Genomic DNA, 19,859 nt, shown 5'->3' on the forward strand with positions numbered 1-19,859 from the left:
ACTCCTGGGCTAGACCAAGCAATTGCCTTAGGATAATGCTTCTTCCAGTCAGCTATATAGGCATAGTGAATCTTATTAGGCGAGACAAGGTGTGCAACTGGTCCCAAAGCGTCCAACTGATCAAACAAGGCTTGATTTGGCTGAATTGGTGAATGGCACCAGAGCTGGCCATTTGCTAACTTGATGACAGTCATGCGGGTAGAAAAAGGCAAATTTGTCACCACTGCATCCATCTCAATCAAATCACCGTCGACAATCCAGATATTCTCAGCAATGGGCTTCAAGCTATAAAGCGGTTCATAGGTAGGAACAGGTCTTTTCATTCTAAAGACTCCTTCTTTCTAGTCCAAAAGTGAAACTTCCCTAGGGCTTGAGGATACTGGGCTAGTCCTAGGGCGGACAGAATCAGAATCTGTGGCAAAAACTGAATCAGATAACGGGTCTTTCCTCCCTCAAAAATCTGCAGAAAAAGCAGGCCGCCAAAAACAGCTAAGGTTAGAAAATTCAGTTCGTCACTGGATCGATATTTCCAAAGAGCAAAGACAAGTCCTGCCGCCATGACAATCCAGACCACCTGCTTGGACAGCGAGAAATAGACAAATTCTGACTTGTCAGTGTTCAGGAAGAAGTTACGGACAAACTGAGTTAAAGGATTATCTTTCGTATCTTGGTAAAAAGGCGATATATAAGGCGTCTTTTCATTTTCGACACTGCGGTAGAGCCAGCCCAAATCTCCTTCTGCTACAGTCAGAGACTGCTTGTGGAAGAGATGATGAGCTAAAGTCAAAGGATTATAATCGCTCAAGCGCCGCTTGATTTCCTTGATAACATATTCCTTAGCAAACATGCCATTGTTATAGTCATACTGCTTGTCAGGCTCAATATACTGCAAGAGCCCTTCTTTCATATCTTCCTGATTGTGGCCATTGAAGGTCAGACCTAAATTGATAAAGAGCAATGGGCCTTTTGCCAAGCCCTCTCCCTTCATAATCGGCACTTCCGTCTGGTGCTTGGACCAGTAATGCAGCGGGGCATAGCTAATCGCAAAACTGCAAGTAAAAACAACTAGTGCCAAAAAGAACTTCTTCCAATTCTTTTTGAAAAAGAGGACTCCGAAGACAGCTATCAGCAGAATCATTACTGTTGGTCTAAAAAAGAAAGCCAGACTAGTCATCAGCCCAAGCAAAATACTGCGCCAAACCAGCTGTCTACTAGTTTCCTCTCCCTTCAGCAATCCCAGAACTAGGAAAATCTGCAGACTGATGAAAGGCAGGGGCGGAATATCGGTATACATTGAAAAGAAATAAGGAGAAAAGCCCAGTAAAAGCACGTATAAACTAAAGACAGCATCTGCAGTCTTTTGGGAAAAATACTTTTGGCAGCCCTTAAAGAGAATCAAGGCCGTTACGTTAGTATAAACAATATTCAAGGCCTGCATGAGCCATAGACCGGATTCCCCAAATACATTAAAGAAAAAACGCTCGTAGAGGAAAAGTGAGACATTGTTAGGGTTGCGAGTCAGATAGCTGGAAATGGAGCTTTCTTTCAGAGTTTTGAAAGCCCCTGTAAAGACTACTGCTGCATCCCGCCTAATCAAAAGCTCTGCCGAAAAGAGCATAATCAGCTGAAAAATAAAGACAGCTAGCATAATAAGAAATTTATGCTGCATTAGCCAATGATAAGCTTTTTCTAGAAAATTCCGATAGCGATAGGCCAGATAAACCAAGCCAGTAAAAGCAATAATAGCTATACTATTCAGCTCTGAAACATGCCATATGGCAATCAAAAACCAGTGAACAGCCGTAATCAGCATAACTTTCTGTAATATCGAAAAGGATAGATGATAAATCTTAGACATAGCTCTATTATACCAAACACAGAGACTTTAAGCCATTTTTAAAGGCAAGACAAGGACGTTTTACTGAAAAATGACCTGAATAAAGGTCAGATCATTTTATTTGTATTCGGTCTAGGCCTGCCAATTTTCTTGGTCTTCCTTAAATCGTTTCAACAAGGCTAATCCTTCAGCATTGATATAGCCTTCTTGCTCAGCTAAGTGAATCAACTCTGTATAGTTTGATAAAGTCACCAATTTCACACCCGCATCATTAAAGTTCTTTTCTGCTTTTGGTAGCTCATAGGTAAAGATGGCCGCTGCGCCAATCACGTCCGCACCTTCTCGTTTAGCGGCAGCGATAGCATCCAAAACCGAACCGCCAGTTGAGATTAAGTCTTCAATGACAACCATCTTTTGCCCAGGCGCTACGCGACCTTCGATTTGATTGCCCGCTCCGTGATCTTTTGGTTTGCTGCGGATATAGGCAAATGGCAGGTTCATCTTATCAGCGATAATAGCTCCGTGAGGAATACCTGCTGTCGCAGTTCCAGCGATGACTTCTACATCTGGAAATTCCGCCTGAATCTTTTCGACAAAACCATCTTCAATCAAGGTCCGAGTCTCTGGATAAGCCAAGGTCACACGGTTGTCCGTATATATAGGTGATTTGATGCCCGACGCCCATGTAAAAGGCTCTTCTGGCTTCAAATACACAGCTTTAATTTTCAATAAATCACGCGCAATCTCTTTTGCTAAAGTCATTTTTGCTCCTTATAAATTTGAAATTTTATGATACTGTTAATTTTGTATAACGATTTAATTCGAATTCCTTGTTTTGCTTAGCTATTCCACTGCTTCTTGATCTCATGGTAGGCATCCCAAGGATTTTCAGCTTGGATAATCGGACGGCCGACTACAATATAATCACTGCCGATTTGATGGGCTTCCTGCGGAGTCATGACCCGTTTTTGGTCGCCGATTTCTGATCCAGCTGGCCGAATGCCCGGCGTCACACAGAGAAAGTCATTTGCAGTTGCTGCCTTAATCAGTTCCACTTCTTGAGCCGAGCAAACTACGCCATCTAAACCAGCTTCTTTGGCTTTCCGAGCGTAATTGACAACAGACTCCTGAACTGTGGTCTGGATGTTTTGGCAATCCCGCATATCTTCCTCACTGGTCGAGGTCAGCTGGGTCACAGCAACCAACTTAGCCTTATCCCCCAAGACCTTCTTGGCTTCGCTCATCATCTCCACACCACCCGCTGCATGGACCGTCACCATGTCGATACCAAATGTTCCTAAGACAGACATAGCTGATCGAACCGTATTGGGAATGTCGTGCAGTTTCAAATCCAAGAAAATGCTGTGTCCCAGAGCTTTCAGATAATGAACGATTTCTGGACCGATGGCATAGAAGAATTCCATGCCGATTTTGACATAGAGTTTTTCATCTTCCGGAAAATGCTCCAAGAAATCTTTGACATCATCAAAAGATGGAAAGTCGAGGGCGATAATAGGCCGTTCTTCACGCATGAGGGGAAAATCTCCTTTTAAATTATTATCTTCAAAGAGGTCCATTAGACATTTATATCTCAAAACCACCTTCACATTAGGCTCAGAGACATAGAAAAAACCTTGCCCGAGAGCAAGGTTACACGAAAATGTGGCAGTATCTGCCATTCAAACGTATGTACCTTAGTAGCCTCTCTGGACTTCTTTAAAGGTTATATTTAGTTCATTCTATAATTTCACAGCAGGTTTGTCAAGTAAAAATGTAACTTTAAAGCAAATTCTCTCGAACTTCTTTTCGTAAAGTTTCAAGACTCTCGATGCCGTATTTATCCATAAGCTCAGGCAGGTTCTCAATGATGGTCGGGCAGGCATAAGGATCCGTGAAATTAGCAGTTCCCACTCCAATAGCTGAAGCGCCCGCTATAAACATCTCCAGAGCAGCCTCCGCTGAATCAACTCCACCCATACCAATAATAGGAAGTTTGCTTGCCTGAGCCACTTGACGGATCAGCTTGAGCGCTACCGGAAAGACAGCTGGACCCGACATACCACCTGTGCCATTAGCGATAATAGGCTTGCGCGACTTCAAGTCAAATCGCATACCTACTAAGGTGTTAATCATGGTAAAACCAGCAGCACCAGCGTCTTCAACAGCCTTAGCTACCTGAGTGATGTCTGCTACGCTCGGAGTCAATTTGACATAGACTGGTACAGCAGAAGTCTCTACTGCTGCCTTGGTTGCTCCGTAAGCCAACTCTGGAACTTGACCAATCAAAAGGCCAGCATTGCCATGGTCAACGTTAGGGCAGGAGATATTGAGCTCGATAGCCTTGACATTAGGAGCTTGAGAAATTTTCCCAGCCACTGTGGCATATTCTTGATTGGAAAAGCCCGCTACATTGGCGATGATTGGCAGGTCGGGATAATGCTTTTCCAGCCAGGGCAGTTTTTCAGCTAGAACAACCTCAACACCTGGATTTTGCAGGCCAATGGCATTGAGCATACCAGCTGGCGTTTCTGCCACACGCGGAGTGGGATTGCCAAAGCGTGGCTCCAGAGTCGTAGCCTTTATCATGATGGAGCCTAGCAAGTCCAAGTCATAGTATTTGGCATATTCCTGTCCGAAGCCAAAGCAGCCAGATGCTGGAATAATTGGATTTTTCAGGTCCAAGCCTGGCAAGGAAACTCTTAAACGTTGGTCACTCATTCTTTCCCCTCCTAGACAATAATCGTCCCCGTCTCAAAGACCGGACCGTCTTCACAAACCCGCTTATTGACCGACTCGTCCTGACCGGCCACATGAACTACGCAGGCATAGCAGGCGCCCATGCCACAAGCCATACGAGACTCCATGGAGAGATAAGCATGCGGATGGTCCTGAAACTTACGATCCACATACTGAAGCATAGCAGGCGCACCACAGGAATAGACAGCCGCATAGTCTTGAGACAACTCATCCACAACGGCTGATACATAGCCCTGACGACCATAAGAACCGTTATCCGTCGTGACAATGACATCAGCGTATTTTTTCATTTCTGCTTCCAAAATGACAACAGATTTATCAGCGAATCCCAATACAGCTGTCACTTGAGCTCCCTTGGCATGCAAGTCTTTAGCAACCTCAAGCAGAGGAGGAACACCAATCCCACCACCGATAATCAAAGCTCGCTCACCTTCCCTTACAGGACTCAAATCAAAGCCATTGCCCTGAGGCCCCATAACATCAAGAAAAGATCCAACTGGCAGTTGAGAAAAAATAGCTGTCCCGCCGCCTTCTATCCGATAAATGATGCGACAAGTCAGATTGTCTCGGTCAATCTCTGCGATTGAGATAGGCCGGCGCAAAAGCTTGCTGTCATCTGGTACCCGAATATGTAAAAACTGCCCTGCCTGCATCTGAGCAACCATTTGTCCCTTTAGAATCATGGAAAAAATATTAGGTGCAATTTCTACTTGCTCCAGCAGCTCCATCTGCTCCAGCATAATCTTGCCAAATCTCTTTTTGCAACTGTCACTAGCCATGACAACCTCACTTTCTACAAGAAAAAACCTCGCCGCAGCAAGGTTTCGCAAAAAACAAGGCAGCCAACTGCCTCTTATACCGTTTTTCCTACCTTGCAGCCTCACTGGACTTGATTAAAGGTTAAATTGTAAACATTATATCGTTAGCGATGAGGAATGTCAAGGTGACTACAAAAAAAATAATGCATCAGAAAATAAAATCTAGAACTAGTTCAAATTTACAGAATCTTTTTTCACAAGATACCAGCTGCCCGAATCTATCTTAATAAACTCTAAATCGACTTGCCTAAGCTTCATATTGCTTTCATCTGGCTTAGGTGACACATAAGAAACTTTTAAATTAGAAATATAATCTTCAGCTGACAGATTTTGATTTTGCGGTGGTCCATACAGACTGATAATTTCTTCATAGGTAGAACCCGTTTGAGAATTTCCTTCCTTATTTTCCAAAAGCAAACTATCGAACGCTGCTTGAGTCCAAGTGAAATCTCTGCTCGCTTCGGTATCAATGGGTAATTTAGAACTATTTAAATTGTAGTATTCTTTAGAGATAAGTTTGTATTCATCTTTAAATTTTTCAAAAACTAAGCTTACATAAGCATACTTATAACGCTCGATACTATGCCATCGCAACCGAATTTGAGGAGTTTCTTTCCCATAATTCAAGGCTATCCATCCTTCACCCGAATCAGGCCTCCCATATCTGCTGATTATCGCATCCAGACTTGTCCCTCCAAGATTTTTGTCAAATCTTAAACCATCAAAATCCTGAACTTCCCAAGAAAATTGATATTCTTTTTCGTCACTTATCAACTTTCTAGCAAAAATTTCTGCCTCATTTTGTTCAGAATCAGAACTTGTAGAAGATACTATTTCCTGTGTTGAACTAGTTTTTCTAGAAGTTGAATGTTTATGCGAATGAAGAAATGAAAAAACAACAGCCGTCAAAATAAGTGCTCCGTAAACTAAAGAACCTATGACAATAAATGCAGTCCTTTTATTCTTGCTCTTTTTCTCCTCTTTGGAAATATCTGAAAATATTTCTTCGAATGATTCATCATCTTTTTTCATAACTTCTTGATTTAATTACCTTACTAACTTATAGATTTAGTTTAGACTACATAGATAGTATTCAAAACAGATTTCATTAACACAATCTAACTAGACTAAGACCAACTTTTATTTTATCATGGCTATTTCAAAAAATCAAAATCCAGACGCAACCAATCCTATAAAAATCGTTATTCAAGTAGATTGAGAAAATCTACTTCCACCATTCTATATCCATAGTAACATATAGAAGTTCTTACATATGTGAAGTTTGTCCTCAGAACTAGCAATCACTAGAAAAATCAACTAAGTTTGTGATAAAATAGTCCTATGAGAATTCAACAGTTACACTATATCATCAAAATTGTCGAGACTGGTAGTATGAATGAGGCTGCCAAGCAACTTTTCATTACTCAACCTAGTTTGTCCAATGCTGTGCGGGACTTGGAAAATGAAATGGGGATTGAGATTTTTATTCGCAATCCAAAAGGAATTACCTTGACCAAGGACGGCATGGAGTTTCTTTCTTATGCTCGGCAGGTAGTTGAGCAGACGCAGCTTCTAGAGGAGAGATACAAAAACCCTGTCGCCCACCGAGAGCTTTTCAGCGTTTCTGCTCAGCACTATGCCTTTGTGGTCAATGCCTTTGTCTCCCTTCTTAAAAAAAGCGATATGGAGAAATACGAGCTCTTTCTGCGGGAAACTCGGACTTGGGAGATCATTGACGACGTAAAAAACTTCCGCAGCGAAATTGGCGTCCTCTTTCTCAATAGCTACAACCGCGATGTTCTATCCAAGATGCTGGATGACAATCACCTGATTGCCACTCATCTCTTCACGGCTCAGCCCCATATCTTTGTCAGCAAGTCCAATCCGCTTGCCAAGAAAAAGCTGGTCCAATTATCTGACTTAGAAAACTTCCCCTACCTCAGCTATGACCAAGGGACTCACAACTCCTTCTACTTTTCTGAGGAAATTCTCTCTCAGGAACATCATAAAAAATCTATCGTGGTCAGCGACCGTGCGACCCTCTTTAACCTTTTGATCGGTCTGGATGGCTACACGATTGCAACCGGTATCCTCAACAGCAACCTCAACGGAGATAATATCGTGTCAATCCCACTGGACATTGATGATCCGATTGAGCTGGTCTACATCCAGCATGAAAAAGCTAGCCTATCCAAAATGGGAGAACGCTTCATTGAGTATCTGATTGAGGAAGTGAAGTTTGATAAATAAACTGCAAAAAACACCCGAAAAAGCTTTTTCAGGTGTTTTTCTATTGTTTCAACTTCCCCAACACTTCTCCTATCTTGCCCTCAATGACTAGATCTGCTTGGCTGTCTTGAGTGATGCTGGTCTTGTTGATGACGACCAGATGCTTTCCTGCAAAGTACTGGATGAGGCTGGCCGCTGGATAAACGACTAAGGAAGTGCCACCGATTATCAGTAGATCTGCTTGATGGATAGCTTGAGCTGCCTGCTGGAAAACTTCCATATCTAGCGGTTCTTCATAGAGGGTCACATCTGGCTTGACAATACCGCCACAGTCAGAGCAGTGAGGAATGGTAGCGTGCAGAGCCAGAAAGCCGTCCAAATTATAGAATCGCTTACAATTCAGACAGTAATTTCTATCCGCACTGCCATGTAATTTGAGAACCTTTTTCGAACCGGCCATTTCATGCAAACTATCGATATTTTGAGTCACCACAGCCTTGAGCTTACCTGCTTTCTCCAAGTCTGCCAAGTAGACATGAGCAGCATTGGGCTTAGCCTCTGGATAGAGTAGGTACTTCTTGTAAAAATCAAAAAATTCCTGCGGATAGCGCTCAAACATAGTGTGAGAAACCAGCTGCTCCGCTGTAAAGTGCCGACCCAGCTCGACGCTGTATATCCCATCTGAGCTGCGGAAGTCCGGAATATTGGACTCCGTCGAAACCCCCGCTCCACCGAAAAAGACCATATTCTGACTTTGGTCTATCCATTCTTGCAGCCTTGCAATCTTATCCATCCTGCTACTCCTTATAAGAGACTTTCTATGACCGCATTCGCTCGGTCGAAGTAAAAAGGTTCCCCCTGGTAGACAATGCCTGTCTCCTGCGCCAAATCAATCAGAAGCTCCATAAAGTGTTGAGATGAGAAACCTGTCGTCCTGTGCAATTCTTCCTCATCGAAAGGCTTGATAAGATGAGCCATCGGATTGCGGACTGACTTTTCTAACTCTCTTAGCTGTTGTGCTGATTCTTTGACTGATTCGGGCAAATTTAACTGCAAAATCAGCTCCGTCAAACTAGAAGAATTGACCGTGCTTTCCGCATGAAAATTTTGCAGGTCAGGATTATCAGAATTCCGCATCTTTTCAAACTTCCAACGGTCGTAACTGGCTCCTCGCGAATTATGAATATAGCAGTCAATATCCGGTACTTGCATGCGAATCAGCCGCATAAAAATCCGATAAATAGCCGGACTGACTGCTCTGATAAAGTCTATCAACTGTTCATTTCTCAGTTTGGCTTCCAAATCATAAAGGTAATTGACCAGCTGCTCATCCGCTTCATTTTCATGGTAAAAAAGCTGAAAATCAGCTAGGTCAGACCCAGTGATTTCCAACTTTAGATTCATCATAGATTGGATGTTGAGCTCTCTTCGATCCGCTAAACACTCAAGAAGAAGGACCAAGTCAGACCGGACACTGCTTCCTGCTCGCTCAGCCAGCTTATACGCATAAGCATAGTCATAGCGGGAAATAGCAAAGAGAATAGCTTCTTTGACATCTACTTTCATGCTTCTGCAATCAAGGTTTCCAAACCAACCTTCATCATATCGGTAAAGGTATTTTGGCGTTCTTCAGCCGTCGTATCCTCTTCAGGATTGACCAAGCTATCAGAAATGGTCATAATCGCGAGAGCATCTACATGGTGCTGAGCAGCCAGATAGTAAAGTGCCGCGGCTTCCATTTCAACTGCCTTAACGCCCCATTTACCAAGCTCAATATTCTTTTCAAAGTAGTTTGAGTAAAAGACATCTGACGACAAGACATTTCCAACGTGCGTCGTCATACCGAGATCTTTGGAGATATGATAGGCCTTATCTAGTAAATCAAAGCTAGCGATTTGTGGGAAATCATACTGTGGCCAGTCATTGCGGATGATATTGGAGTTAGTTGCAGCCGCCTGCGCCAGTACTAATTCACGGACATGCACATCAGCATTCAGCGAGCCTGCTGTTCCGACACGGATCAGCTTTTTCACACCGTAATCAACAATCAGCTCACGCGCGTAGATAGAGATTGACGGCATTCCCATTCCAGTCCCCATAACAGATACACGATGACCCTTGTAAGTACCAGTGTAACCGAACATATTGCGGACTTCATTGAAGCAAACAGCATCCTCAAGGAAATTCTCCGCAATAAACTTAGCCCGAAGCGGATCCCCCGGAAGAAGAATTTTATCCGCAATTTCACCTGGCTTAGCAGAAATATGAATAGACATAGTTAAGATACCAAACCCGTCAAAAACAAAGGGAAAATAGGAGATGGTCGCAGTGAGCGATGCTCGCAAGACCAACTATCTTTTTCCCATAGCTTTTAGGATGGGTTCAATTCCTTTCTTTCTTAATTTTAATATTTCATAGAAAGACTAGCCCGAGTTCAATTCAGACTCAGACGCCCTTCCTTTCTGTGTTTATTTTAAAGATAGTTTTCCGCTTGTGTCCAAATCTGAACACCTCGCTCTACCTTTCTTGAGTTTAATGATTTTATCAGCATAGATAGAAAGGCTAGATCGGGTTTAATTACCACCCCAGACACTCCGCCTTTCAACATTTTTACAATTCAGCAAGTGTTTCTTTAAGTAATCGTTTGAAATCACCCTTGACACGTTCTGTTACTTCAACCACTTCCTCATGATTAAGCTCTTCTTGGAACCCAGCAGCAAAGTTTGTAATGCATGAAATCCCAAGGACTTTCAAGCCAGAATGTGCTGCTACAATCACTTCAGGAACAGTAGACATGCCGACTGCATCCGCTCCAAGTGTCTTATAAGCTCGGATTTCTGCTGGCGTTTCATAAGTTGGTCCAGTTACACCGATATAGACACCCTCATCCAGCTTGATGCCAAGCTTATCAGCAACTTTGTGAGCGACGGCACGGTATTCTGGAGTGTAAGATTTAGACATATCAGGGAAACGCGGACCAAATTCATCCAAGTTTTCACCAATCAAAGGATTTTGACCAGTCATATTGATATGGTCAGTGATCGCCATAAGCGTACCAGGGCCATAGCCGATACCGCCAGCAGCATTGGTAACAATAACACCTGTCGCACCAAGAGCCTTCATCACACGCACTGGGAAAGTAACGATTTCTAATGGATTTCCTTCATAGAAATGGAAACGGCCTTGCAGTGCCAAGACTTTCCGTCCTGCCAAGTCTCCATAAACTAATTTACCAGCGTGACCAACAACAGTTGAGCGGCCCCAGTTTGGAATATCCGCATAGTCAAGACTAACGGCATTTTCGATTTCTTCAGCCAATTCTCCCAAACCAGATCCCAAAATCAGACCAAACTCAGGCTCTGTCATACCTTTTTCTTTCAAAAAAGCCGCTGTTGCTTTGATTTTTTCTGATAAGCTTGTCATAAAACATTTTCCTCACTCTCTTATAATGCTTATACCAATTTGTCCAAGAAGCTTTGACCAATCATCGCCTTGTCCACTCCGAAGTTTTCAGCAACGGTAGCTGAGATATCCGCAAAGTGTCCGACAGGAATATGACCATGACCGCTCAGCGATTTTCCGAAGACCAAAAGCGGAATGTATTCACGAGTGTGGTCGGTTCCAGCATAGGTCGGGTCATTACCATGGTCAGCAGTAATCATGAGCAAATCATTTTCACGCATGTTTTCAATGATTTCTGGGATGCGCGCATCAAACTCTTCCAAACAATCACGGTAGCCATGTGGATCACGGCGGTGACCATAAAGAGCATCAAAGTCTACTAGGTTAGTGAATGAAAAACCTTCTTTGAAATTCTCGTCTTTCAGAGCTTTGACCAAAGTATCTACACCATGATTGTTAGACTTATTGTGTCCCAAGTCATGGTTGATTCCAGCACCGTTGAAGATGTCGTTAATCTTACCAACAGAATAAGTATCAATTCCAGCTTCATTGAGCTTATCAAGTACAGTTGGATTAAACGGAGAAACGGCATAGTCGTGACGGTTGGCTGTACGAGTGAAGTTGCCTGGCTCACCTACATAAGGACGAGCGATGATACGTCCCAGAAGCGCAGGCCGTTCCATGGTAATAGAGCGGGCGAACTCACAGATACGATAGAGCTCTTCCAAAGGAATCACTTCTTCGTGTGCCGCGATTTGTAATACTGGGTCTGCAGAGGTGTAGATAATCAGCTCGCCTGTTTCCATCTGACGAGGACCAAAGTCATCAATAACTGCTGTACCAGAGTATGGCTTGTTAGCCTCACGAATGATCTTGCGACCAGAAAACTCTTCAATCTGAGTCAGGATTTCTTCTGGGAAGCCATTCCAGAAAGTATCAAAAGGCTCAGTAATATTGAGACCCATGATTTCCCAGTGTCCTGTCATCGTGTCTTTTCCAAGAGATACTTCTTCCAGCTTGGTATAGTAACCGCTAGGATTTTCTTCTTGAGGAACGGTCTTCAAAGGAGCAGGACGCTCGATATTTCCCAGGCCGATCTTAGCCATGTTTGGCACATTCAGTCCTACCGTTTTGGAAATATGTCCCAGAGTATCTGAAGCACCATCTGGTACCCCTGCATTGACAAAATTATTAGCATCTGGTGCAGCACCGATACCAACTGAGTCCATGACTACCAAGTGAATACGATTAAATTTTGGCATAAAATACCTCTTTCTATTTATTGGCCTCTAAAACTTGAAGACCCGATTTTCCAGCAACAATGACCTTGTCTACCATTTGATTAAACAGTCCATGCTCCACTACGCCCACTACATGATCTAGTTCTTGCGCAAACTCGACTGGATTTTCAATCACACCTAAATCTAAGTCGATAATGAAATTCTGCATGTCCGTAACAAAACGCTGACCGTCCTTCTGACGAAAGGCTGGGTTATAGCCCGCACGTTCAAAGCGACGAAAGAGCTGCTCAGCACCGTACTGAACAACTTCTACTGGTAGCTTGAAGGCACCTAGCTTCTCTACCATCTTGCTCTCATCGACCACCCAGATATAGTGCTTAGTAGGAACCGCCACGACTTTCTCCATGAGAAGTGCGCCGCCACCGCCCTTGATACCGTTAAAAACTGAATCAACCTCATCAGCACCATCAACAGTGACATCCACCTGATCCACATCGTCGATAGACTTGAGCGGAATGCCCAGCTCTTCAGCCTGTTTGCTAGTGACACTGGAAGTCGTCACAGCTGTAATCTGCAATCCTTCTTCCTGGATACGCCGACCAATCTCTTCGACAAAATAATAAGCAGTTGAACCCGTCCCGAGACCAACAATCATCCCGCTTTGGACAAATTCAGCAGCCTTTATCCCTGCCAGTTTCTTTAGATTTTCCATAGCACCTCCTCGAATCACACTACTTTCATTATATCATGATTCTCACTAACATGAAAGTGTTTTCTTTGCCAGACTTAAATTGCATTCTTTCCGCTTGATAATCGAAAGCCTTGCTCCTCCTTGATTTTTGCGTTACAATTAGGGTAATTGATTTTAAAAAACAAGGAAAAACACAGTATGATTACCAGAGAATTTGATACAATCGCTGCAATTTCTACGCCTCTTGGCGAAGGGGCCATCGGTATCGTCAGACTAAGCGGAACTGACAGCTTTGCTATTGCCCAAAAAATCTTCAAAGGGAAAAATCTGAGCAAAGTGGCCAGTCACACACTCAACTACGGCCATATCGTCGATCCTCAAAATCAGGAAATTCTAGACGAGGTCATGCTTGGTGCTATGCGCTCTCCCAAGACCTTCACGCGCGAGGATATCATTGAGATTAATACCCACGGCGGAATTGCGGTCACTAATGAAATCCTGCAGCTCGCTATCCGCGAGGGCGCTAGAATGGCTGAGCCTGGTGAATTTACCAAGCGGGCCTTTCTCAATGGGCGCGTAGATTTAACTCAGGCCGAGGCCGTTATGGACATCATCCGCGCCAAGACCGATAAAGCCATGAACAATGCTGTCAAGCAGCTGGATGGCTCCCTCTCTGACCTCATTAACAATACCCGTCGGGAAATCCTCAACACACTGGCTCAAGTCGAAGTAAATATTGACTATCCCGAGTACGACGACGTGGAAGAGATGACGACCCAACTTATGCGAGAAAAAACAGCAGAGTTCGAGGCATTGCTGAGCAATCTCCTCAATACTGCACGACGAGGTAAGATTTTACGCGAAGGTATTTCCACTGCTATCATCGGACGGCCTAATGTTGGCAAGTCCAGCCTGCTCAACAATCTCCTGCGCGAGGACAAGGCCATTGTGACTGATATCGAGGGAACGACTCGTGATGTGATCGAGGAGTATGTCAATATCAAGGGCGTGCCGCTCAAGCTCATCGATACCGCAGGCATTCGGGAAACCGACGACCTTGTGGAGCAGATTGGAGTTGAGCGCTCTAAAAAAGCCCTGCAGGAAGCTGACTTGGTTCTATTAGTTTTAAACGCCAGCGAGCTTCTGACGGATCAGGACAAACAATTGCTCGAAATCAGTCAAGATAGCAATCGTATCGTCTTGCTTAACAAGACTGACCTTGAGGAAAAGATTGAGCTGGATCAGCTGCCAGCAGATGCTATCAAGATTTCTGTCCTCCACAATCAAAATATCAATAAAATTGAAGAACGCATCAATCAGCTCTTCTTTAAAAATGCTGGTATCGTCGAGCAAGACGCTACCTACCTGTCCAACGCCCGTCACATTTCCTTGATCGAAAAAGCTCTGGAAAGTCTGCAAGCCGTCAACCAAGGCTTGGAAATGGGTATGCCGGTAGATCTACTCCAAGTCGATATGACCCGCACCTGGGAAATCCTTGGCGAAATCACTGGCGACGCTGCACCAGACGAGCTCATCACCCAACTCTTCAGCCAATTCTGCCTAGGGAAATAGAAAATAAGAGGACTGAATAAAACAGTCCTTTTTATGATAAGTAAAAACGAAACAACACAGTTTCTCCTTATCACGACCTATCAAAAATTCATAAATCGTATGTATTCTATTGTACAGTTACTTAAATCTTGAGAGTACAAAAACTCGATTTTTGCTTCTTCAAATGTCACGATGATTGTACAGTTACTTAAATCTTGAGAGTACAAAAACCATCTTATGTTACCTTTAAATGTTCTGAATGTTGTACAGTTACTTAAATCTTGAGAGTACAAAAACTCCGTATCGAGCTTTAAACTCTTCACGAAGGTTGTACAGTTACTTAAATCTTGAGAGTACAAAAACGTATGTGCTGGTTATTAACAACAAGCAATAGTTGTACAGTTACTTAAATCTTGAGAGTACAAAAACAACTCAATTGTTGTTTCATTTTCTCGCAAGGTTGTACAGTTACTTAAATCTTGAGAGTACAAAAACAAGGAGGAACACATTATGTTCAGAAGAATGTTGTACAGTTACTTAAATCTTGAGAGTACAAAAACCACTACCAACAGATTCGATAATGGAACCGAGTTGTACAGTTACTTAAATCTTGAGAGTACAAAAACGTTGGCGAAGTTTATACGACGCTCATTTCAGTTGTACAGTTACTTAAATCTTGAGAGTACAAAAACAAGCCATCATAAAGTAAATTCATAAGTATAGTTGTACAGTTACTTAAATCTTGAGAGTACAAAAACTGCTCGTTGCATCATGTTTCCGAGCACATTGTTGTACAGTTACTTAAATCTTGAGAGTACAAAAACTACGGCGGGTGGAAGAGCAGACTGAGGTTGGTTGTACAGTTACTTAAATCTTGAGAGTACAAAAACTAGCCTTAGACCTTACATCTTTCAGCTTATGTTGTACAGTTACTTAAATCTTGAGAGTACAAAAACTGATACACACTCCTTACAAAATGTGCAGGGGTTGTACAGTTACTTAAATCTTGAGAGTACAAAAACCAATCGCTATAAGAAATTATTGGCTCAAAAGTTGTACAGTTACTTAAATCTTGAGAGTACAAAAACTGAACAGGTGTGCGAAGACGAGTCTTGTATGTTGTACAGTTACTTAAATCTTGAGAGTACAAAAACGGAGGTTTAACAATGCCTATGTTATGACGCGTTGTACAGTTACTTAAATCTTGAGAGTACAAAAACAAACCTCTGCTCAGCCTCTAGTCTAGCGATGTTGTACAGTTACTTAAATCTTGAGAGTACAAAAACTATCAGCTTTAATGACTTGTGTTACTGGTTGTTGTACAGTTACTTAAATCTTGAGAGTACAAAAACCGGTTCGAATGATTTGATTTTAAGAATATAGTTGTACAGTTACTTAAATCTTGAGAGTACAAAAACAGATGTCAGAATATGACAAAGATAAAATTGGTTGTACAGTTACTTAAATCTTGAGAGTACAAAAACAGATAACCAGACAATTCAACATTTGCAGGAGTTGTACAGTTACTTAAATCTTGAGAGTACAAAAACCAAAGACATAATGGGCAAGCTTCCTAAAGGTTGTACAGTTACTTAAATCTTGAGAGTACAAAAACCTATATGTGGTAAGGAAGATGAAAGCTATTGTTGTACAGTTACTTAAATCTTGAGAGTACAAAAACATCAGTTCTTTATATCTTGGGCCAGCAATAGTTGTACAGTTACTTAAATCTTGAGAGTACAAAAACCGTGCTGGAGCGCCTACATAGAGAGCATCCGTTGTACAGTTACTTAAATCTTGAGAGTACAAAAACAGGAGCAAGCTCCTTTCTTTTGTTACCAGAGTTGTACAGTTACTTAAATCTTGAGAGTACAAAAACTCATGATAACTATTGCTTGTCAAAGTAGGAGTTGTACAGTTACTTAAATCTTGAGAGTACAAAAACGCAAAGCGTTCGTTCTGTGCAATCTTCCTGGTTGTACAGTTACTTAAATCTTGAGAGTACAAAAACCTCACAAGGTGTCTTAAAGATTGAAAACGGGTTGTACAGTTACTTAAATCTTGAGAGTACAAAAACTGTAGAAGAAAGGAGACAGCGTATGAAAAGGTTGTACAGTTACTTAAATCTTGAGAGTACAAAAACTTTTGAAATGTTTAAGATTATATTCATTTCGTTGTACAGTTACTTAAATCTTGAGAGTACAAAAACCGCGACGGTGAATAGAACCTGGAGTAGTTTGTTGTACAGTTACTTAAATCTTGAGAGTACAAAAACACCGCTTCTCACAACTGCTTGAAGTGAACGGTTGTACAGTTACTTAAATCTTGAGAGTACAAAAACCATGGAGGAAACAAATGAAACTAAATCCAAGTTGTACAGTTACTTAAATCTTGAGAGTACAAAAACATCGGCAGCCTCTGCCTGACCTACGCACTCGTTGTACAGTTACTTAAATCTTGAGAGTACAAAAACTCAACACACCATTGGACTGAAGCTGATTGGGTTGTACAGTTACTTAAATCTTGAGAGTACAAAAACCAGCTATCTTGAATATAGATGTAAGTATACGTTGTACAGTTACTTAAATCTTGAGAGTACAAAAACGATTTGGATAATAACATCAGCAATAGATTGGTTGTACAGTTACTTAAATCTTGAGAGTACAAAAACCAGGGTTAAGCGCAGAGTAATTGACTCCGCGTTGTACAGTTACTTAAATCTTGAGAGTACAAAAACTTAGAACCAAAGCTGTTCATCTCACGTTGGGTTGTACAGTTACTTAAATCTTGAGAGTACAAAAACCAGAGAAGTCTCCTTTGTTTTCGTTATATAGTTGTACAGTTACTTAAATCTTGAGAGTACAAAAACCTCAAATGTAAAAATTGTGATTTTTATACTCATATATTGATTATAATGTCTATCGCGATTCCTGTCAATTATGGGTATTCAAAAACTTAATCAATAGCGGATTAGACATCTTAGAACAAATTTTTTGTTTTTTATCGTATTGGTACAAATGATTTATAATTTTCAAAGTAACTATATCTTGAATAGATAAACTAATATGAGCAGTATCCTTACTAAAAAGATATGACGAAACTTTTTGTAACGATTCTAAAAAAAACTTTTCATCCGGTACCTCATTAGCAGGATATTGACCAATAAATCTTTCATACATAAATGAAAATTCGTAAAAGTGCTCTACTAAATCCGCGACAATATTAACATTCATTATATTTTCTTTATTTATATAAATATATCCCTCGCTTGATAAAAAGTTAATAACGTGAAAATTTTGTAAATCCATAGTCATCTCATTCATCTTTTTACAACAATTTATAAACTCAGTATAGTTTAAATAACTATCCATGTTATGAGTGATAAGAATTATCTTACTACTGCTTTGACATGCAACTTCTGATATCATGTCTAAAAAGAAGAAAAATTTTGTTTCATTCTCTAAAAATTCAAAGGAGATGTTTTTATCACCTAGACCGAAATAAGGTAGAAAATTTTTAATAATTAGTTGCTCAGGGTTAAAATACTGGCTTTCAGTGTGATATTGAACTTCTCCAATGTGAAGATTAAGTCTTTGATTCACACTACTTGAAATGAGATCCAATTTGTCATTAATCACATCAATTAGTCCCATTATTTCAAAATCATTTAGCTTACTTTTTAAATAATCAAAGGAAACTGTACCTTTCTTATAAGCCATTTGTTCGATTAAATCTTGTATATCTGAAATTGAGATAATCTTATAATCTGTTCTTTTCAAAACATTTTCGTCAGAAATAATTACTGGCTCATTTTGCTCAAAAAGACTTAGGTCTTCCATACTATATTTTTTTCCATTAAAATACCAGATTAGTATTTGCCAAATATAATATTTCAACTGTTTATTTTCTCCTATTATTTGAGTAAACTTTCCAAAGTTTATTGATAAATCTTCTCGATAAGGATGTGTGAATTTCCATTTCATATAACCACCATTTTTTTATCACTAACTACTTCTTCTTGTTTAGTTTTGCCACCAATGATTAGAACCATTTCAGAAAACTGTTTTTCTGTTACAGCTAGTAGACGAACATTACCGCTAGGTAGGTTACTTTGTTTTAGTTTTTTGTAAAATTTACTAGCAAAACTACGATTAGGACAAGTTCGATAATATACGGAAAACTGTAGCATTTCAAAACCATTTGCAATCAATTCTTTACGGAAATTACGGTAGCTTCGCTTTTCCTGATTAGTTTCCATAGGAAGATCAAAAAAACAAATCAATCTCATCGCTTCATACCTCATTTTATTTACTCCATTCCAAACTCGAGACAATCGGACAATAAAATTTTGTTGTATCTTTGTCCGCAATACATTTGATAAATCCTTTTACATATTTATCCATAGCTCCAGTTACAGTGCAATTTTCCTTACCATAACGAATCTTTGCATTTAATAAATCCGTTAAAGCTAATCGAAATTCATATTTTAAATAGTCTTCTTCCCTTAAATGATGATAAACCCATACATCAATAATCTGTCTGAAAGGTTCCATCAGATCATCTACTAGATTAAATTGATTGTATTCATTTTTGTGAAAGATTCCAATCAAGGGATTTAATCCATAACCAGCCACAATCCTTGCCATTTGAGCTCTCATAATCGCATAACCATAATTTAAACCTGCATTAATAACATCAGCTTCCTGCTGGGTTACGCGAACAAATTTTTTACCAAATAATTCATTAAAATAAACTTTAGCTGCATGTCCTTCTCGATTAGTTTTATCTCCTAGTTCAATATGGTCTTTATAGTCAGCCAATAATTGAATACAAGCTAAATCTTTCTCAAACATGGCTAACACATCCTGCTGATTATTAATCTTGAAATAAGTAATAATTTGCCAGAGCTTGTCTTTTTGATCCTGTGTCCAAAGCAATTGTTCTTGTAATCTCTTATAAGCTCTGAAATGCCCATTTTGAGAATGATAGACACCGGTTGGCAGATGCTCATTGTCACAAACGACCAAAGCAATGTTGTATTTACTTAGAGCACTTAGTAAACGAAGTGTAACAACTGTATCCCCTCCCTCTGCAACTATAATGGAAATATCACTCAAAGGAATGGTATATTCTTCTCCCAACTTTTTAATTAAGAGGTTATCTAGTTTTAATCTCATTTTTTCACTTTGACATACATGTACAATTCTCCAAGTCATAAACTTCTCCTTTACACACGAAAACACCCCGTCAAGAGACAGGGTGTTGATTTCGGCATGAAGCCTTATCTTTGTAGCTTCTGCAAGATTTAAGTAACTGTGTAAGGCGTCCCTTAC

General features: G+C 40.8%; 18 protein-coding genes and 1 CRISPR repeat array. Of the genes, 2 read left to right on the forward strand and 16 right to left on the reverse strand.

Annotated features, from left to right (window positions below; all coding sequences use genetic code 11):
• The 7 genes from RP262_RS07475 to RP262_RS07505 all read right to left on the reverse strand — a co-directional run.
• On the reverse strand, positions 1 to 323 hold a 323-nt coding region (locus tag RP262_RS07475), incomplete at its 3' end, for a DUF4336 domain-containing protein (RefSeq protein ID WP_311154751.1).
• The gene (locus RP262_RS07480) at positions 320 to 1,858 is read right to left on the reverse strand and encodes a glycosyltransferase family 39 protein (RefSeq protein WP_311154752.1); all 1,539 of its coding nucleotides are present in this window, start codon (positions 1,856 to 1,858) and stop codon (positions 320 to 322) included. The genes RP262_RS07480 and RP262_RS07475, both read right to left, overlap by 4 nt.
• A gap of 111 nt (positions 1,859 to 1,969) precedes the next feature.
• The gene (gene pyrE / locus RP262_RS07485) at positions 1,970 to 2,599 is read right to left on the reverse strand and encodes an orotate phosphoribosyltransferase (protein ID WP_301412403.1); all 630 of its coding nucleotides are present in this window, start codon (positions 2,597 to 2,599) and stop codon (positions 1,970 to 1,972) included.
• A gap of 77 nt (positions 2,600 to 2,676) precedes the next feature.
• A complete protein-coding gene (pyrF, locus tag RP262_RS07490; protein ID WP_002895411.1) occupies positions 2,677 to 3,369 on the reverse strand; it encodes an orotidine-5'-phosphate decarboxylase in 693 nt (230 codons plus the stop codon).
• 247 nt (positions 3,370 to 3,616) lie between these two features.
• Positions 3,617 to 4,555: a dihydroorotate dehydrogenase gene (locus RP262_RS07495; RefSeq protein WP_311154753.1), complete on the reverse strand. Its 939-nt coding sequence runs from the start codon at positions 4,553 to 4,555 to the stop codon at positions 3,617 to 3,619.
• A gap of 11 nt (positions 4,556 to 4,566) precedes the next feature.
• On the reverse strand, positions 4,567 to 5,478 hold the full coding sequence (locus RP262_RS07500; protein WP_311154754.1) for a dihydroorotate dehydrogenase electron transfer subunit: 912 nt from the start codon (positions 5,476 to 5,478) through the stop codon (positions 4,567 to 4,569).
• A gap of 102 nt (positions 5,479 to 5,580) precedes the next feature.
• Positions 5,581 to 6,444 carry a hypothetical protein gene (locus tag RP262_RS07505; protein WP_311154755.1) on the reverse strand — a complete coding sequence of 288 codons (864 nt, stop codon included), beginning with the start codon at positions 6,442 to 6,444 and terminating at the stop codon, positions 5,581 to 5,583.
• Between the two features lie 309 nt (positions 6,445 to 6,753).
• On the opposite strand from RP262_RS07505, the gene RP262_RS07510 reads away from it, so the two are divergent.
• Positions 6,754 to 7,662 (forward strand): LysR family transcriptional regulator, encoded by a 909-nt coding sequence (locus RP262_RS07510; protein ID WP_002897493.1) that lies wholly within the window; start codon positions 6,754 to 6,756, stop codon positions 7,660 to 7,662.
• 40 nt (positions 7,663 to 7,702) lie between these two features.
• On the opposite strand, the gene RP262_RS07515 is transcribed toward RP262_RS07510, so the two are convergent.
• From RP262_RS07515 to rpiA, 6 genes are all read right to left on the reverse strand, one after another.
• On the reverse strand, positions 7,703 to 8,434 hold the full coding sequence (locus RP262_RS07515) for an NAD-dependent protein deacylase (RefSeq protein ID WP_311154756.1): 732 nt from the start codon (positions 8,432 to 8,434) through the stop codon (positions 7,703 to 7,705).
• Between the two features lie 11 nt (positions 8,435 to 8,445).
• Positions 8,446 to 9,207 carry a hypothetical protein gene (locus RP262_RS07520; RefSeq protein ID WP_311154757.1) on the reverse strand — a complete coding sequence of 254 codons (762 nt, stop codon included), beginning with the start codon at positions 9,205 to 9,207 and terminating at the stop codon, positions 8,446 to 8,448.
• On the reverse strand, positions 9,204 to 9,917 hold the full coding sequence (deoD, locus tag RP262_RS07525) for a purine-nucleoside phosphorylase (protein WP_311154758.1): 714 nt from the start codon (positions 9,915 to 9,917) through the stop codon (positions 9,204 to 9,206). Before deoD ends, RP262_RS07520 begins: the two co-directional genes overlap by 4 nt.
• 334 nt (positions 9,918 to 10,251) lie before the next feature.
• Complete coding sequence (locus tag RP262_RS07530) at positions 10,252 to 11,064, reverse strand: purine-nucleoside phosphorylase (RefSeq protein ID WP_002906475.1); 813 nt, start codon at positions 11,062 to 11,064, stop codon at positions 10,252 to 10,254.
• 29 nt (positions 11,065 to 11,093) lie between these two features.
• Entirely contained in the window at positions 11,094 to 12,305 is a 1,212-nt protein-coding gene (locus RP262_RS07535) for a phosphopentomutase (RefSeq protein WP_311154759.1), read from the reverse strand.
• 13 nt (positions 12,306 to 12,318) lie between these two features.
• On the reverse strand, positions 12,319 to 12,996 hold the full coding sequence (gene rpiA, locus RP262_RS07540) for a ribose-5-phosphate isomerase RpiA (protein WP_002906472.1): 678 nt from the start codon (positions 12,994 to 12,996) through the stop codon (positions 12,319 to 12,321).
• Positions 12,997 to 13,173: 177 nt separating this feature from the next.
• Between rpiA and mnmE the strand changes: the two genes are divergently transcribed.
• The gene (gene mnmE / locus RP262_RS07545; RefSeq protein ID WP_002906470.1) at positions 13,174 to 14,547 is read left to right on the forward strand and encodes a tRNA uridine-5-carboxymethylaminomethyl(34) synthesis GTPase MnmE; all 1,374 of its coding nucleotides are present in this window, start codon (positions 13,174 to 13,176) and stop codon (positions 14,545 to 14,547) included.
• A 108-nt stretch (positions 14,548 to 14,655) separates the two neighbouring features.
• Positions 14,656 to 17,395: a CRISPR direct-repeat array (repeat unit 36 nt; unit sequence GTTGTACAGTTACTTAAATCTTGAGAGTACAAAAAC).
• A 64-nt stretch (positions 17,396 to 17,459) separates the two neighbouring features.
• Here the strand turns inward: mnmE and csn2-St are convergent.
• The 3 genes from csn2-St to cas1 are packed head-to-tail and all read right to left on the reverse strand — an operon-like array spanning position 17,460 to position 19,742.
• Positions 17,460 to 18,509 (reverse strand): CRISPR-associated protein Csn2-St, encoded by a 1,050-nt coding sequence (csn2-St, locus tag RP262_RS07550; protein ID WP_311154760.1) that lies wholly within the window; start codon positions 18,507 to 18,509, stop codon positions 17,460 to 17,462.
• Complete coding sequence (cas2, locus tag RP262_RS07555) at positions 18,506 to 18,829, reverse strand: CRISPR-associated endonuclease Cas2 (RefSeq protein ID WP_223312977.1); 324 nt, start codon at positions 18,827 to 18,829, stop codon at positions 18,506 to 18,508. The genes csn2-St and cas2 overlap by 4 nt, the downstream gene beginning before the upstream one ends.
• 1 nt (position 18,830) lies before the next feature.
• A complete protein-coding gene (gene cas1, locus RP262_RS07560) occupies positions 18,831 to 19,742 on the reverse strand; it encodes a type II CRISPR-associated endonuclease Cas1 (protein WP_311154761.1) in 912 nt (303 codons plus the stop codon).
• Positions 19,743 to 19,859: the final 117 nt, after the last annotated feature.

The organism is uncultured Streptococcus sp. (assembly GCF_963456385.1).
Taxonomy (GTDB): domain Bacteria; phylum Bacillota; class Bacilli; order Lactobacillales; family Streptococcaceae; genus Streptococcus.